Annotated in this window: 9 protein-coding genes; 5 read left to right on the forward strand and 4 right to left on the reverse strand. The window is 50.3% G+C overall.

Features of this window, described 5'->3' with window-relative positions; all coding sequences use genetic code 11:
• Positions 1–23: 23 nt before the first annotated feature.
• The 4 genes from HMPREF0636_RS03800 (at position 24) to HMPREF0636_RS03815 (ending at position 5,821) form a co-directional block, all read left to right on the forward strand.
• On the forward strand, positions 24–1,832 hold the full coding sequence (locus HMPREF0636_RS03800) for a thiol-activated cytolysin family protein (RefSeq protein WP_044168604.1): 1,809 nt from the start codon (positions 24–26) through the stop codon (positions 1,830–1,832).
• A gap of 75 nt (positions 1,833–1,907) precedes the next feature.
• On the forward strand, positions 1,908–2,930 hold the full coding sequence (locus tag HMPREF0636_RS03805; RefSeq protein WP_044168605.1) for a hypothetical protein: 1,023 nt from the start codon (positions 1,908–1,910) through the stop codon (positions 2,928–2,930).
• 570 nt (positions 2,931–3,500) lie between these two features.
• Positions 3,501–4,127: a DUF3575 domain-containing protein gene (locus HMPREF0636_RS08215; RefSeq protein WP_005467466.1), complete on the forward strand. Its 627-nt coding sequence runs from the start codon at positions 3,501–3,503 to the stop codon at positions 4,125–4,127.
• A 17-nt stretch (positions 4,128–4,144) separates the two neighbouring features.
• Positions 4,145–5,821 (forward strand): tetratricopeptide repeat protein, encoded by a 1,677-nt coding sequence (locus HMPREF0636_RS03815; protein WP_044168607.1) that lies wholly within the window; start codon positions 4,145–4,147, stop codon positions 5,819–5,821.
• A 212-nt stretch (positions 5,822–6,033) separates the two neighbouring features.
• On the opposite strand, the gene HMPREF0636_RS03820 is transcribed toward HMPREF0636_RS03815, so the two are convergent.
• Positions 6,034–6,978 carry an NAD-dependent epimerase/dehydratase family protein gene (locus tag HMPREF0636_RS03820; RefSeq protein ID WP_044168608.1) on the reverse strand — a complete coding sequence of 315 codons (945 nt, stop codon included), beginning with the start codon at positions 6,976–6,978 and terminating at the stop codon, positions 6,034–6,036.
• A 158-nt stretch (positions 6,979–7,136) separates the two neighbouring features.
• Here HMPREF0636_RS03820 and HMPREF0636_RS03825 point away from each other — a divergent pair, with 158 nt between their 5' ends.
• Positions 7,137–8,303, forward strand: coding sequence for a Gfo/Idh/MocA family protein (locus tag HMPREF0636_RS03825; RefSeq protein ID WP_052328735.1), 1,167 nt, complete (start codon positions 7,137–7,139; stop codon positions 8,301–8,303).
• A 268-nt stretch (positions 8,304–8,571) separates the two neighbouring features.
• Here HMPREF0636_RS03825 and HMPREF0636_RS03830 read toward each other — a convergent pair whose 3' ends face one another.
• From HMPREF0636_RS03830 to HMPREF0636_RS03840, 3 genes are all read right to left on the reverse strand, one after another.
• A complete protein-coding gene (locus HMPREF0636_RS03830) occupies positions 8,572–9,492 on the reverse strand; it encodes an ecotin family protein (RefSeq protein ID WP_044168612.1) in 921 nt (306 codons plus the stop codon).
• A gap of 139 nt (positions 9,493–9,631) precedes the next feature.
• Positions 9,632–10,831, reverse strand: coding sequence for a serine palmitoyltransferase (gene spt, locus HMPREF0636_RS03835; RefSeq protein WP_044168614.1), 1,200 nt, complete (start codon positions 10,829–10,831; stop codon positions 9,632–9,634).
• A 356-nt stretch (positions 10,832–11,187) separates the two neighbouring features.
• Positions 11,188–14,172: a putative LPS assembly protein LptD gene (locus HMPREF0636_RS03840; protein WP_044168616.1), complete on the reverse strand. Its 2,985-nt coding sequence runs from the start codon at positions 14,170–14,172 to the stop codon at positions 11,188–11,190.
• Between the last annotated feature and the right edge of the window lie 69 nt (positions 14,173–14,241).

Consider the following 14,241-nt stretch of genomic DNA (forward strand, 5'->3'; position numbering starts at 1 on the left):
ACACATCTAACTAATAAAAAGCAATGAAGCAGAATCTCCTTGCCCTCGTGGCATTCGTTGGTCTTGGTCTCTTTGCCTCCTGTAAGCAAAAGGACGTAGACCCCAACAAGGGTGGATCAAATGATCCTCAGAACATCCGCGAAGTAGCTGCACTACTACAGTCCGCTGGTAAGCTCCCTGAAGGAGCAAAGCCTAAGACCGAACTAACCAAGTGCGATACCCTAAAGAAAGAAAGTGCTGGTATCCAAAAGTTGGAGTACACAGGCGAGAATAGAGACTGTGACAAGGTCTCTACCGAGGAACACTATGACTACATAGGTCGCTCTGAAGAGTTCGCTATCCTCGACCCATGGGCTTCCATACTATGGCCTGGTTGCTTGATACAAGGAGCCTCGATCCGTGGGGATAATGTCCCAACGGCAATCCCCATAGTGAGCAAGCGTAAACCTGGGAAGATCCTCCTACAGATCGTATCTGGTGCTGACTCTCGACTTACAGGGAAGGACCAAGAAGGCTCTTGGTCAGAGCCTGTCAAGACAATGAATGAGAGTAGTGTGCTTCAAGCGCAGAACAATCTACTTCGTCGCTGGCGAGAGAGTGGCATCCCTGCTAGTACCTCGTACTCTATGGAGGTGGTCCATAGTCTGAAGGAGACTGCGATCGCTACGGGGCTTGATATAGATAAGTTCTTTGGCAAGATACAAGCAGCTTTTAGGACAGACTTCAGCGAGAGGAAAAGCTATGTACTGGTAAAGCTTTACCAGCGTTTCTATACCCTGAGCTACGAAGATCCCGAAGGCTTCAAGGGAGTCTTCACGGACAATATCCAGAGGAGTGACCTCGCACCTTACACTGGGTCAGGTAACCCAATCTGTTACATCTCCTCTGTATCCTACGGACGTATCTATTACCTTCTTTATGAGAGCTCAGAGAAGTCAGACGTCTTGATGACCTCTCTGAAGACCTCATTTGCCTCCATTAATATTGATGGAAGCATAAAGAAGAATGAAGTAGTCTCGAATAGCCGTGTCCACCTCATCCAGCGTGGCGGAGATGCTCAGCTGGGTCTTGAGGGGGCGATCAATCCCAATAAGGTAGCAGACTTCATCATTAAAGGTGCTATCCCATCGGAGAAGAATGTTGGAGCTCCCATCTCCTTTACGGTTAAGCATCTCTATGATGCTAGCCTTGTCCGTATGTCTAATACGACATCATACTCATACAGAAAGACGCAGTTCATCCCGAAGTCAAAGTATAATACGGTGACTGTTCTACTTCGAGACATTAGTGTGCATGCTTCGGCTAAAGGTAAATACCAGATATCAAACAATGCACATGTCCGCCTTGTAGATGCGAAGGTAGAGTATGTAGCAAAGACGAAACCAAAGACACGCCCTGCACAGAGAGAGTTCTCTCTTATGCCTGATGGTAAACAGCTACTCTATGGGTTACGAAGTCTTACCTTCATTAATGTGTACAAGGCTCAGTCTAATGACTGTGGTTTCGCAGAGGATGACCGTAACGACCGTGTCCTCCTTCGAGTAAAGCTCGCTATCCGTCCAGAGGCCTATCACAATGGCGTCTTGGGTACAGGTCTAGGAGGAAGTAGGACAGGCGAAAGTGAGCAATTTGTTGAGTTTATCCAAGAGTTGGAGTACGAAACAAAGGAAGGTTGGGAAGCTGTGGCTCCATCATCACCTTACTCGTATAACGCCTTCCAGTCCATATCCAGGTCACTAGATCTAACAGATCTCCAGCTGAATGTCTCTGTCAACTACTCCGTCTACGTAGATAATACTCGCCTACGTCCTCAAAGCCGTAACAGGAAGTAGCATTCGTTTTATATGTAGTCTCTTATCCAAGGTCTTTTAATAGGCCTTGGGTGGGACTGCCTATACTGTACAGCGATGAAAATATATCGAAATATCACCCTCTGTCTCGTAGCTTGTTTCGTCCTCACCCTCTTGTCGTGCAAAGACAGCCGGAAGGGGGAGGAGCCTACGCCGACCAGGCCACATAAGCAGGAGCAGAAAGGGCAAGGGGCAGGAGGCGAGCAAGGAGGGAAAGGTAAGGAAGGCAAGAAGGACGTGCATAAAGTCAAGACGCTTATCATCGAATGGGAAGGCCACGAGTTCATAAGTAGCAAGCGACGTAGGACGATGCACTATAGTGAAGAGGGGCTGCTCACGGAGGACATCACAGAGTACCTTTCGGATGGTGGAGTCTATGAAGAGACTTCCCATATAGTCAAGGCTTATGATGCTCAGGGTAACCTTATCCAAGTGAGCAATCTTAGTCGAGAAAACTCGGAGGATGGGGCTAGGACATCCTATTATACCTATGACTACAAAGCCAATCTAAAGGGGCAACTCACTACAATCAAGCAGTACGACCAAGCAGATGCGCCGATACAAACTATAGAATATACGTGGAGAGCAGGCCGTCTTCAGCGTATAGAGTCTTTCCCTGCACCTGGCGCCCGATTTGCCAAGGCCTACTATCGTGATTTCTTCTATGAAGGAGAACGTAGGGTGAGGGAGGTGCGGAACGGGACATATGAGCGAACTAGACCCTCAACTGTTATAACGAGGGAGTATGATAGTAAAGGACGCCTCATCAAGGAAGCATCGGAGGTCCCCCTAGCACCAGAGATCTTCGGTGGAGGGGGGTATCGCTGGTTCTACAGCTACACAGATGCAACTTACGAGTATGACCCTCAGGACACCTTCCTTTCGCGCCTCTACTACCTTCGTCGCAAGAGTAAGGATAGAAATACCATGCAACGAACCGAATCGGAGCATGAAGACTATTATGTAAACCAGAGGTATGATAACCGAGGCAATGTGACACAGCGACTACACGTCCAAGAGACTAAGGGTAGCAAACCTAAAGAGTACCTCGAGAAATTTTCCTATACCTACTACGATTAAGTCTTACTCTATTTTGTATACACCTTTTTTTCTCGCATAGCTCCTGTATTTTCCCCTTCTTTGGAGGGCTATCTCCCCGTTTAGGGGAGCTTTTTATTGATGTAGCCCAGTGTGTGCAGGACTGTTTGGTGATGAGTTCTCAGCAAGTTACCATAACTCGTTTCAGGGAGTTATGGTAACTCGTCTGAGCGAGTTGTGGTAAGTCGCTCCAACGACTTATGGTAACTCGTTGCAACGACTTATGGTAACTCATGGATATTCTATTTTTGTGATTTCTATCTTGTTGTATGTCAGTCTTCTCTGTTTCCTCAGTTTAGTGCTCAAATTCCTCTTGGGTATGTGTTGTTTTTGAAGTGAGAAGGGTGAAGTATATTAGACTGGGGAAGGTAGATGGGAATGTAATAAAAAGTTTAGATGGCGTATAGCCCCGATATGCCGATGTATTCACAGAAGATTTTAGGTAGGAGGGGGCTTCATAATGGGAAGAATTTGTACCTTTGTCCGCCTAGTCACACTCTGGCTTGTGAAAGCGGGGTGTTGGTTTATGAATAATTTAAAACCCCATATTCGATGACAAGACGTCTATTTCTGTGTGCTATTGTGGCCTTGCTGTGCGGTATTTCCTCTAGTTGGGCTCAGAGCTTTAGCATCAGTACTAATATTCCCTCTTTGCTGACTGGGAATATCAATGTCGAGCCTTCTATCGGGCTTGGATCACGAGTATCGCTACAGCTCTCCCTGCAGGTAAAGCCCTTTAAGTTCGGCATCCCTTTGCCCACAGGACTAATCCATACAGCTTATCACAACGCTAAGCTGGACTCTAAGGATCGCTTCGACTGGAGTACTGTGGAGCATACCGAGAACGCAACCTTCACGCCAAGCCTGCGTTACTGGGCGAAAGGGACGTACAATCGTGGGCTGTTCTTTGGTCTACATGGGGTTGTCTCCATATATAAGTATGGATTGGATAAGTTTGATCGTAACTATTCTAAGGGCTTCCTCTATGGAGGTGGACTCTCTGCTGGATATTCGCACGAACTCTCCACGCACTGGAACATTGAGGCTGAGCTAGGAGCTTCGGTCGTCTATACACAGTATGATCTGCTGAATGCCCGTGATGTAGTCCTACGCAAGGATATGACACGTACGCTCATCCTCCCTACACGCGTCTCGCTTAGCTTGGTTTACGTGCTCTAACCCTCCTTTCCTATAAGATGAAACCAACTCAAATGATACAGCGCGCAGCTTGTCTGCTAGCAGTGGTTATGCTTGCTTCGTGTGGTGAGCCAATGACCAAGAAACTTTTCTTCCAGTCTCAACGCCCACAGGTCCTACTCCCGACAGAGAAGGAGGAGCAGGCGGGTCGTATGGGACAGCTCTCTGAGATCGTTACCTACCAGCAGAAGGTCGATACGTTGAAGCGTACTAATAAGGCTTTAGATAGCGTCCAGAAGGGGGATGACGGCATCAAGACCTTCTCGATCAAGGAAGTCACCATCACGGCTGAACGCCCTCGTGTGAAGATCTCTACGCTACGTAAGGGGAAGGTGAACCTAACCTTCCTGATTAAGATTCCTCGTGGTTTTATGGATGATCGCTATCAGATGGTTCTTTCTCCGACTGTGATGAGCGGTGATACATCGTTTGTCCTGCCTCCCGTTGTGCTCAAGGGGAAGGAGTTTGCTAAGGTGCAGGCGAAGGAGCTGAAAGCCTTTGGGATGTTTAAGGAGAGCCTTGTAGACTCAGCAAAGTACGATAGCGTATTCTTTGACCAGAAGCGTTTCCAAACGGTGATGCAACGCTTCCAAGGTGACTATTACTACGCCTATAAGTCTCAGCTAAACCGCCTATTGGGCTACGAGAACTGGCGACGTAAGATGGAGACTCGCTACTTCCAATACAATGTGGAGGTCAAGGGTAACTACGATGCGGCCTACCATAATAGGGCACTTAACATGCTCCGTAATACCTATCGTGAAGACCTAGCTGGGAAGGATAGTGTAGGCCTACGCCATCGCTTCGACTCTGTCTACACGCCTGAGCGTGAAGCGAAGTACTTGGCTCGCAAGGAGCGTCAGATAACAGTGCGTAACGTCCCTCGGATATATCGTAATATTTACCTACGTGGGCTGACGATTGACTCGCTAGAGAATAAGTCGCTCACAGAGCGTGACTCTCTGGAGCTCTCTCGACACACCTATGACTTCCGAGCCATCGCACGCAATGAGAACAAGAAGCAAAACCAAGACGCCTATCGTCGCCACATGGTGAGCTTCCCTCTCATTGACAGTGCTCACCTAGAGCAGACCATCAATCCTAACCAAGAGTTTGTCTATCTCTACAGCAGGGATATTGATGTGACGCCACAGATCCAGAAGAAGATCCGTGTCGCCGTAGGTGCACGTGTCACTGCAATGGATAAGAGCACGTGGTCACAGAGAGGCTTGGATACGCTGAGCTTTGTTATATCAGGGATCAACGACCTCGTTGATGCATCGCTCATCGAGCGTTGGAGTGACAAGGTAGAGTCCGCTGAGGAATATAAGCAGGGGCTTGAGCGTATGGCAGCACGAGACTACCACGGTGCACTGGAGATCTTCCGTAAGTACCCTGACTACAACGCTGCAGTAGCTTTCGCAGGGCTTGGGGATGATGAGCGTGCGCTCGTTGTTTTGAACCAGCTGAATCCAACGGGTAAGGTGGAGTACCTCAAGGCCCTATGTTACGCCCGACAGAAGAAGAATGATGAGGCTCGAGAAGCACTGAAGAGAGCTGTCAAGCAAGAGAGCTTCCTAGCCTTCAAGGCGGAGTCTGAAGCAGTGTTTGCTGAGATCCTTGAGGACAAGGCCTTCCATCAGCAGCTCCTCGAGGACAATGAAGAGCTAGAGTAATCGCCCCTATTCTAAATAAGCAACAAACAGCCCCCACCGGCAGATGCTGGTGGGGGCTGTTTTACTTCGTCTGGCTAGAGAGCCTAGGGTATCCTAGCAAACTCACTGAGACCCTGTGGGTAGATCCTGTTAGGTTATCTTGACTGGGCTTACAGGGAGGGTGTTTGTGGTGTTATTGAGCTTCCTAGGTTGTCCAGAGTAGGTTGCGGCCTCTAGCCTCTACGTCGAATGGTCTCAATCATATCGGCCGTCATGGAGGGGAGGTCATACTTGGGTTGCCAGCCCCATTCGGCACGTGCGCAGCTATCATCGAGGGAGTTGGGCCAAGAATCCGCGATGCCTTGGCGTAGCGGATCGAGTTCGTATTCCATCGTGAAGCTAGGGATGACGGCACGGATTGAGTTAGCGATCTCCTCGGGATCAAAGCTCATAGCAGTGACGTTAAACGAATTGCGGTGTATGAGCTTCGTGGGGTCTGCTTCCATCAGTTCGATACAAGCACGCAGGGCATCAGGCATGTACATCATGTCCATGTAGGTACCAGGCTTTAGAGGGCAATGGAAATGCCCTTCGCGCACAGCTGCGTAATAGATATCTACGGCATAGTCTGTCGTCCCTCCTCCTGGAGGTGCTACGTTTGAAATCAGTCCGGGGAAACGTACGGAGCGTGTATCCACCCCAAATCGCTTGTGATAGTAGTCACTGAGTAGCTCTCCAGAGACTTTGGTCACACCATACATAGTCTTGGGGCGCTGGATGGTATCCTGTGGGGTCTTATCGTGTGGTGTCTCTGGTCCAAAGGAGCCGATGGAGCTAGGGGTAAAGACAGCACAGCCCTCTTCTCTTGCCACCTCAAGCACGTTGAATAGCCCCCCGAGTCCAATCTTCCATGCTAGCTGAGGCTTTGCTTCTGCTACGGCGCTAAGCAAGGCTGCGAGGTTGAAGATGGTATCGACCTTATGACGGCGTACTACCTCGGCTATTTGGTCGGGGTTCGTAATGTCTACAATCTCCGATGGACCACTCTCCAGTAGCTCGCCCTTAGGTGGGGCAGCAGGGATATAGCCAGCGATGACGGTAGGATAGATCTTACGGAGTGTCAGTGCCAGCTCTGTGCCGATCTGACCCGTAGACCCAATGATGAGAATGTTTTTCATACTCTCGTCAGTTTAATGTTACTTGTGTGAAAGCTATGTACTATGGATGTATGTGCCATGAGGGTAAGACGTACAAATGTCTTATCGACGAGGCAAATGTACGTATTCTCATTTGAACTTACTGTATATTTGTACAAAATACTCATATACAGATCGAAGTGAACGAACGAAGCACTCCCTCTTCCTCCCATTCATCTCTTCCTATCCTTAGGGTTGCACTCATTGGCCTCGGCAGTCGTGGGCTACGTACGCTCCAGCGTTACCGCCATTTAGATGGGGTGAGTGTGGTCGCAGTCGCTGATAAAGAACCCAAGCAAATCGCCGAAGCACAAGCCCTCCTCCATGCCCAAGGCATGCCTGCTCCGCTCTGCAGTAGTACGGAGGTGCAGGATATCTTCCAGCGAGGGGATGTGGATTTGGTGCTTGTGTGTACGGACTGGTTTAGCCATGCTCATTTGGCAGTAGAGGCTATGGAGGCAGGGAAGCATGTCGCAGTAGAGGTCCCAGCTGCTGTCACGCTAGAGGAGTGCTGGCAGATCGTTGAGGTCTCTCGGCGTACTGGGCGGTGCTTCTTCCTCCTAGAGAATTGTTGTTTTGACCCCTTCCATCTGCATACGCTTGAGCTAGTAGGCTCAGGGCATTTGGGTGAAATCAAGCACAGTGAAGGTGCCTATCTCCATGACCTACATACGTGGGAGCGTGAGCATGCCTCTGAGGTCCCACTCTATAGATGGATGGATGAGGGGCACCCATTTACTTCGGGGAATGCCTATCCTACGCATGGCATTGGCCCCATGTCTCAGCTCTTAGGCATCCATCGGGGGGATCGCTTCACGGAGCTCTATGCCACCTCTGCGCTCCCCGAGCAACCCCTCTCGAGACGTCTTAGCACGATCCTCCTGCGCACGGCACGGGGGCGTACGGCTCTACTCCAACTAGACCTCTCGACGCCACGCCCTTACTCACGTCTGCAGTCAGTCATGGGGACGGAGGGCTACCTATGCAAATATCCCTCGCCCCACCTCCAGCTTAGCTCTCTCCCTGAAGCTCTTAGAGGGGATGCTGTGGCAGACTTCCTTGCTCGATCAGCTCCCTCCCCGATGGATCGCTGGATCAAAGAAGGGCAGGCAAAGGGAGTTGAGAATGTAATGAACTACGTGATGGATGCACACCTCATTGATTGCCTCAAGCGAGGCATCCCACCTGCCATCTCCGTAGAGGATGCCGCGCTGTGGTCTTCGATCATTGAGCTGAGTGCTTGGTCGGAGGAGACAAATCGCCCCGTACCCATCCCTGACTTTACCCAAGACCGTCCAGCAAGATAAGCATAAAAGGATACCTCCGCTTGTCTTATAACTTCCCAAAAGAAATGCATGCATGGGTTTGAATCGGAACCCATGCATGCATTTTCTTTGAGACCCATGCAAGCATTTCGCCAGAAGCCCACGAGAGGGTTTCATTGCTCCTCTAGAGACCGCCAAGGGGAAGACCTTCATGAGGAAAAAGAACCCTCCCCTAGAGACCTGTCAGAGCGAGTCTCTAAGGGAGGGCTTTCCTTATCCTTGTTTTGCTCCTAGAGCGGGCTTGCTTGCCCTATTCGGGGGAGGCTAAGAGGACAAATGCACCCTCAGGAGCATAGAGGCGGTAGCGGAGTGTGAAGCCTTTGGGCAGGAGTACCTCTACTGCTGCACCCCGAGGGCGACGTACGATGATACCAGGGTGGCGAATGAGCTTCTCCTCGAGTGTGTCGTCTGGACAGCCCATCTTCGTTGAGAGTGTCGTGCCGTCTGAGTGGAAGGTGTAGCTCAGCGTAGCGGTAGACTCTCGTAGGAGCTCGAAGCGGCCATTCAGCGTATGGATGTTGCAGTCTACCTTCATGAGCTTACTTGGGATCAGCTCGATGTAGTAATCCTCGGCAGCATCCGAGCCTTGGGGGGCTGTGATGCGATAGGGTAGGAAACCTTCCTTCGTCTGGGTATAGGTCTCGGAGGGGGATGCCTCTTGGGGCGCACCTACTGCACGCCAATAGCGGTAGCCCAAACGTACGCTATCTCGCATGGTCACAGCCACACGGCGGTTGCCTCGGAAGGGTAGGAGAAGTGGTTCTCCGTAGCAGAACTGGGTTTCGATCGGTGGCGCTCCGTGGGTATAGACTTTTGAGGTTATTGGATCTGCCTCCCCATCATAGACGTAGTAGTTCAGCGAGTCTCGTTGCTCCGTAGAGACGAGGCGTCCATTCATGCGACATACCGTGCCTGGAGTGGTATTGAGCCGAATAGGTGTAAGCTCAAAGCGGTACTCCTCTATGGAGGGGACAAGAGGAAGGGTAAAGATAAAGGTGTGAGGGGGGAAACCTACAGCTTCGGCATCATAGGTGAGCATCGTCCCTTCGCTAGGGAGCTGTGCCTCTTCGGTCTGTGCTTCTCTAGAGGCGCGACAGCCCCAGAGGAGGAGAAGCATCAGCCCATAGAGGATGGAGCGAGAGGCAACACGGATAAAACGAGTAACCGTCATGAGTATAGGGGTAAGCGTGTGGAGGATGGAGAAAGTGGGTGTAGATAGTGTGAAGTGACGTGTATATAAAGGAGCATCGGGTGCTCCACTCTAGAGAGCAAAGCACCCGATGCTTAGGTTATCCAGTATCCCTAGTTGCCTAAGCCTTGGCATGTAGGGGAATATTCAGCTCTATGAATACTTTGTGCAGCGTATCAATTGCACGATCGAGCTGCTCATAGGTATGTGTGGCCATGAGTGAGAAGCGTATCAGTGTATCCTCGGGAGCTACCGCAGGTGCCACCACAGGATTAACAAAGACCCCTTCGTGGAATAGTGCCGCTGTCACACGGAAGGTCTTCTCATTGTCACGTACGAAGAGCGGAATAATAGGGGTGGAGGTGTTTCCAATCTCAAAGCCAAGACTACGGAACCTCTCTAGGCAGTATTGTGTCTTCTCCTGCAGAGCCTGTACACGCTCTGGCTCACGAAGCATTATATCTAGAGCCTTGCTTGCTGCAGCAGTTGCGGCAGGCGTACAGCTAGCACTGAAGATATAGGAGCGTGCATGGTGTCGGATGTAGTTGATGGTAGTTTTGCTCCCAGCAATGAAACCACCAATTGAGGCAAAGCTCTTACTGAAGGTACCCATGATGAGATCTACCTTGTCGGTCAAGCCGAAGTGGTTACAGACACCACGTCCATGGTCGCCTAGTACGCCAAAGCCATGAGCCTCATCGACCATCACCGAAGCACCATACTTCTCTGCGAGCTTGATGATCTCGGGGAGCTTACAGAGGTCTCCTTCCATAGAGAAGACCCCGTCGACGACGATGAGCTTGATCTTACCATCTTCGCACTGCTTTAGACGACGCTCGAGCGCCTCCATATCATTGTGCTTGTAACGAAGGCTCTTAGCAGGGGAGAGGCGGATACCCTCGATGATGGAGGCATGATCGAGTGCATCCCAGATGATATAGTCCTCACGTCCCAGTAGACATGAGATAACGCCTAGGTTGACTTGGAAGCCAGTCGAGAAGATAATCGCATCTTCCTTCCCAGCGAACGCTGCTAAACGCTTCTCTAGCTCTAGGTGAGAGTCTAGCGTACCATTGAGGAAACGGCTCCCGGCACAACCCGTACCATACTTCTCAACAGCTGCAATGGCAGCCGCTTTGACTTCTGGATGATTCGTTAGACCAAGGTATGCATTAGAGCCAAACATCAATACCTTTTTGCCGTCGATCAGGACCTCTGTGTCCTGGTCACTCTCTATCTTTCTAAAGTAAGGATAGATGCCTGCGGCTTGAGCGCGCTGAGGCTCTGTATAGCACGCTAATTTCTGCTCGAGTAAGTTCATTCTGTTCTATCTTGTGGCCTAGAGACTCCGAGGTGAGATGCATGAGATGCCCTCCCTTGGGCAACTCATGAACTCATCTTTGGGTGGAGCTCAGAGCAGGTGATAAGACCTATTCCGTTGCATTGCTTGCTACGGGGATAAAGATCGCTCACCTCATACAAATGAGATAATGGGTCACGACATGATCCGAGGACCATTCTAGGGTCGTTACCCAAGTTTATAAATACGGGCAAAAATACACATTTCTCACAAAATCGTGCAACCCTACGAGTAGATCTCCTCCCGATCTGTGGTGTAAAGGTCTAGGAACAAGTAGAATACGTTGGATGTGGAGGGTAAGGGAATTTCCGTGCTGATTACCAGCTTTGCCCCGAACTATAGCCATGTTTATCCCACTTGACATCGTGCAGCATACTGCTCTTGACGCCGATGGAGATGCTGTAGCTACGATAAGGGCCAAAGGGAATAGCATTGGCTGATAGCGTCCAACAGTGTAGGTCACGACTAATGCCAACGGTCATATTAGCAATCCGCTTGGCTAGGAAGTCATAGCTGGCATTGAAGTTAAAAGACCAGTTCTTCGTTGGTTGGATACTCCCAGAGAACATAAGACTATGCGTTAGGCCATAGTTGTACTCATCCCGACGAGGGTCAAAGGTTGTCCGGTTGAGGTTCACACCATACGAGAAGGAGATATTCCAAGGAATGCTGGTCTTCAGATAGCCATCCTCATCGTATTCCCCTTCATTATTATTGTTCCCGTAGAGAGACTTCTTCTCCTGCTTTTTTGCTGCGATGTCCGCCAGAGAGGTATCCTTACCATCGGGGGGGGGATTATTGGGGTCTGTATTCAGACTATCGGCATCGTTGTCCTTACGCTTATCTTTCTCTTTGTTCCCCTTGCCTGTGAGGAAGTTCTTCAGCTTCTCAAAGGTTTGGTTATTCAGTGTGTAGCTAAAGGAGGTTCCTGTGCCACGTAGGCTACCGAAGCCCTTACCATTGAAGATACGAAGCTTATTCACTCGGTGTGGGGTGACGTACCCACTGCCATCGGTCGTATGCCCATAGAGGTAAGGGTCGAAAGAGCCACTGAGGTTGATATTCAGTGACTGGGAGAGCCTAATGGAGATGCTCGCATTGATATCTGCTAGTTGGAAGGAGTCGGCTGCGAGGTTGTAGCTGGAGCTTACGGAGAAGTTGTCAATGAGGCTAATCTTCTTGTAGCTCTCTGTGCTATCCGTCTTGCTACGTACCTTCATCTCAAGGTTGTTATCAATGCCGAAGTTAATCGAAGCGGACTTACCTCGCCCCGGAGCTCCGAAGATATGCCCATCACCGTAGCGTGAGTAAATCTCTTGACGTGCCCGTCCATCTTTATCTATATAGTCCAGCGTCTCATAGTAGCCCCACATGGGTGCGCCGAAGTCGGGTGTGTAGCTGATACCGATACGTGGCGTCATGCGGTGGCGTATCATCTGTACCTTGTCACCGAAAAGCCGCCATGGCTTATAGAAGCCATAGAGTGTAGTGTTTAAGCTGGCTGAGGTAGAGAAGTCAAAGACGCGGTTGAAGCCGTACTTACGCTCGTAGACTGTTGCATTCTTTGTCGCATCGTAGTGCTTGACGGACTTGTAGGTGTACCATCGTTCGTTGTAGTTCGCACTCAGAGTCAGATCAATGTAGTCAAAGAGCTTGTACGATGCTGAGATGGGGATATTGTGCGAGAAGGCATTCTGCCAGTCACGGATAAGGTTAGACTTGAAGAGTCGGTACTCTTTTGTGGAGATGCTGTTGCGGAACTGTCCAGAGTAGCTTAGGCTGATCTTCTCATACCAACGTTCGGCTCCGACACGCTTCTTGCGCTTGAAGGGGTAGATACGATTCATGCTGATCGATACGTTGGGGAGGCTCATAGAGACCATTGAGTCTGCAGAGGTCTGTGTGGCATCGATCGAAGCAGAGAGGCGGAAAGGGGTGCCAGCGAAGGTGCGACTGTAGTTAATGGAGGAGTTTTTCGTATTCTGCCCCGATACCATCGGGTTGTAGAGGGTGCTTAGGGAGTTATGATTAAAGCTGCTCGTCGAGTAGTTTACGCTCGCTGAGAAGGTCTCATTCGGGTTAGCTTTAGCATCTTGGCTATGAGTCCAGTTGATGCGGAAGTCTGAACTCCGGGAGAAAGAGCCTACTACGTCCTTCTCCCCTGTTTTGGTGACAAGGTAGCTCAGATTGAAGTTCCCATTGTAGCGATAACGCTTCCGATAGTTGGAGCGTGCATTTACACCCCAAGAGCCAAGAGAATACCAATCCCCTGTGACCGCCATGTCGATATAGTCATTGAAGGCGAAGTAATATCCCCCCTCTCTGAGATAGAAGCCTCGCTGAGTCTCTTCTCCATACTTAGGCATGATAATCCCTGAGGAGTAGCTTTTATTGAAGGGGAAGAAGCCGAAAGGTAGACCAATCGGTGTAGGGACATCGGCGATGACAAGGTAGGATGGACCAGCCACGACGTTCTTCTGTGGACGAGCCTTCCCCTTGGTGAGCATGAAGTAGAAGTGAGGATGCTCGTGGTTATCACATGTGCTGTAGCGTCCGTTCTCCATGTAGAGACAGTTGTTATCCATCAGTTTAGTACGCTCAGCGGTGATGTAACCTTCGCCCTGCTGGGTGACAGCTCCTGTGATGAACCCCTTACTGGTCTTGAAGTTGTAGTTCAGGCTCTTGGCCTCGTAGCTCTCCCCTCCGTCCTTAAACTTTGGGTAAGCAGTTGCCTTCCCTGCACTATCAATCGTGTAGTGTGCATAGACGAGGGAGCTATCGGTATTCATGCGCATGAAGTTAGCCTCTAGCCCTTTGTCCTTATAGTCTACTGTGCTTGGTCCGAAGAGATAGGTGAGGTTCTGTCCGAGGAGGACCATTGAATCCTGTGCTTTGTAGGCGATGATGTCGTCGAAGGTCTCCGCAGCTCTTCGTTTACGAACCTTCTCTAGACTGTCGGCGTTAGCCTTAGCTTGAGAGAGGCTATCCAGCACTTTCCCCTGCTGAAGGCTGTCAGGAAGGGTGTCAATGGTTTGGGTAAGGCTCTCATTTCTCAAGGTAGCCCTTCCTTTGTCTCCTAGGGTTAAGGAGTCAGAAGATGTACTGTCGGAGAAGATTGAGCGGAGCTGCTCCAGTGTGCTGATGCCCGCACCTTGGGGGTGCGTCGTATCGCCTACTAGGGTCTTAGTGACCTTAGTAGACGCTCGTGGGGTCTTGTATCGGGTAGCACAGGAAACGAAGACCATCAAGGTGATGATCCCGAGGGCAAGCCGTCTACTAGTGGAGTCTCTACGTCTGAGCATCTGCTTGGATAACGCCGTAGGTCAGGAGCCTAGTGTAACCTCTACACTACGAAGTGGAATGCCCCAGCT

This window comes from Porphyromonas catoniae ATCC 51270, from assembly GCF_000565015.1.
In the GTDB taxonomy this organism is placed as follows: Bacteria; Bacteroidota; Bacteroidia; order Bacteroidales; family Porphyromonadaceae; genus Porphyromonas; species Porphyromonas catoniae.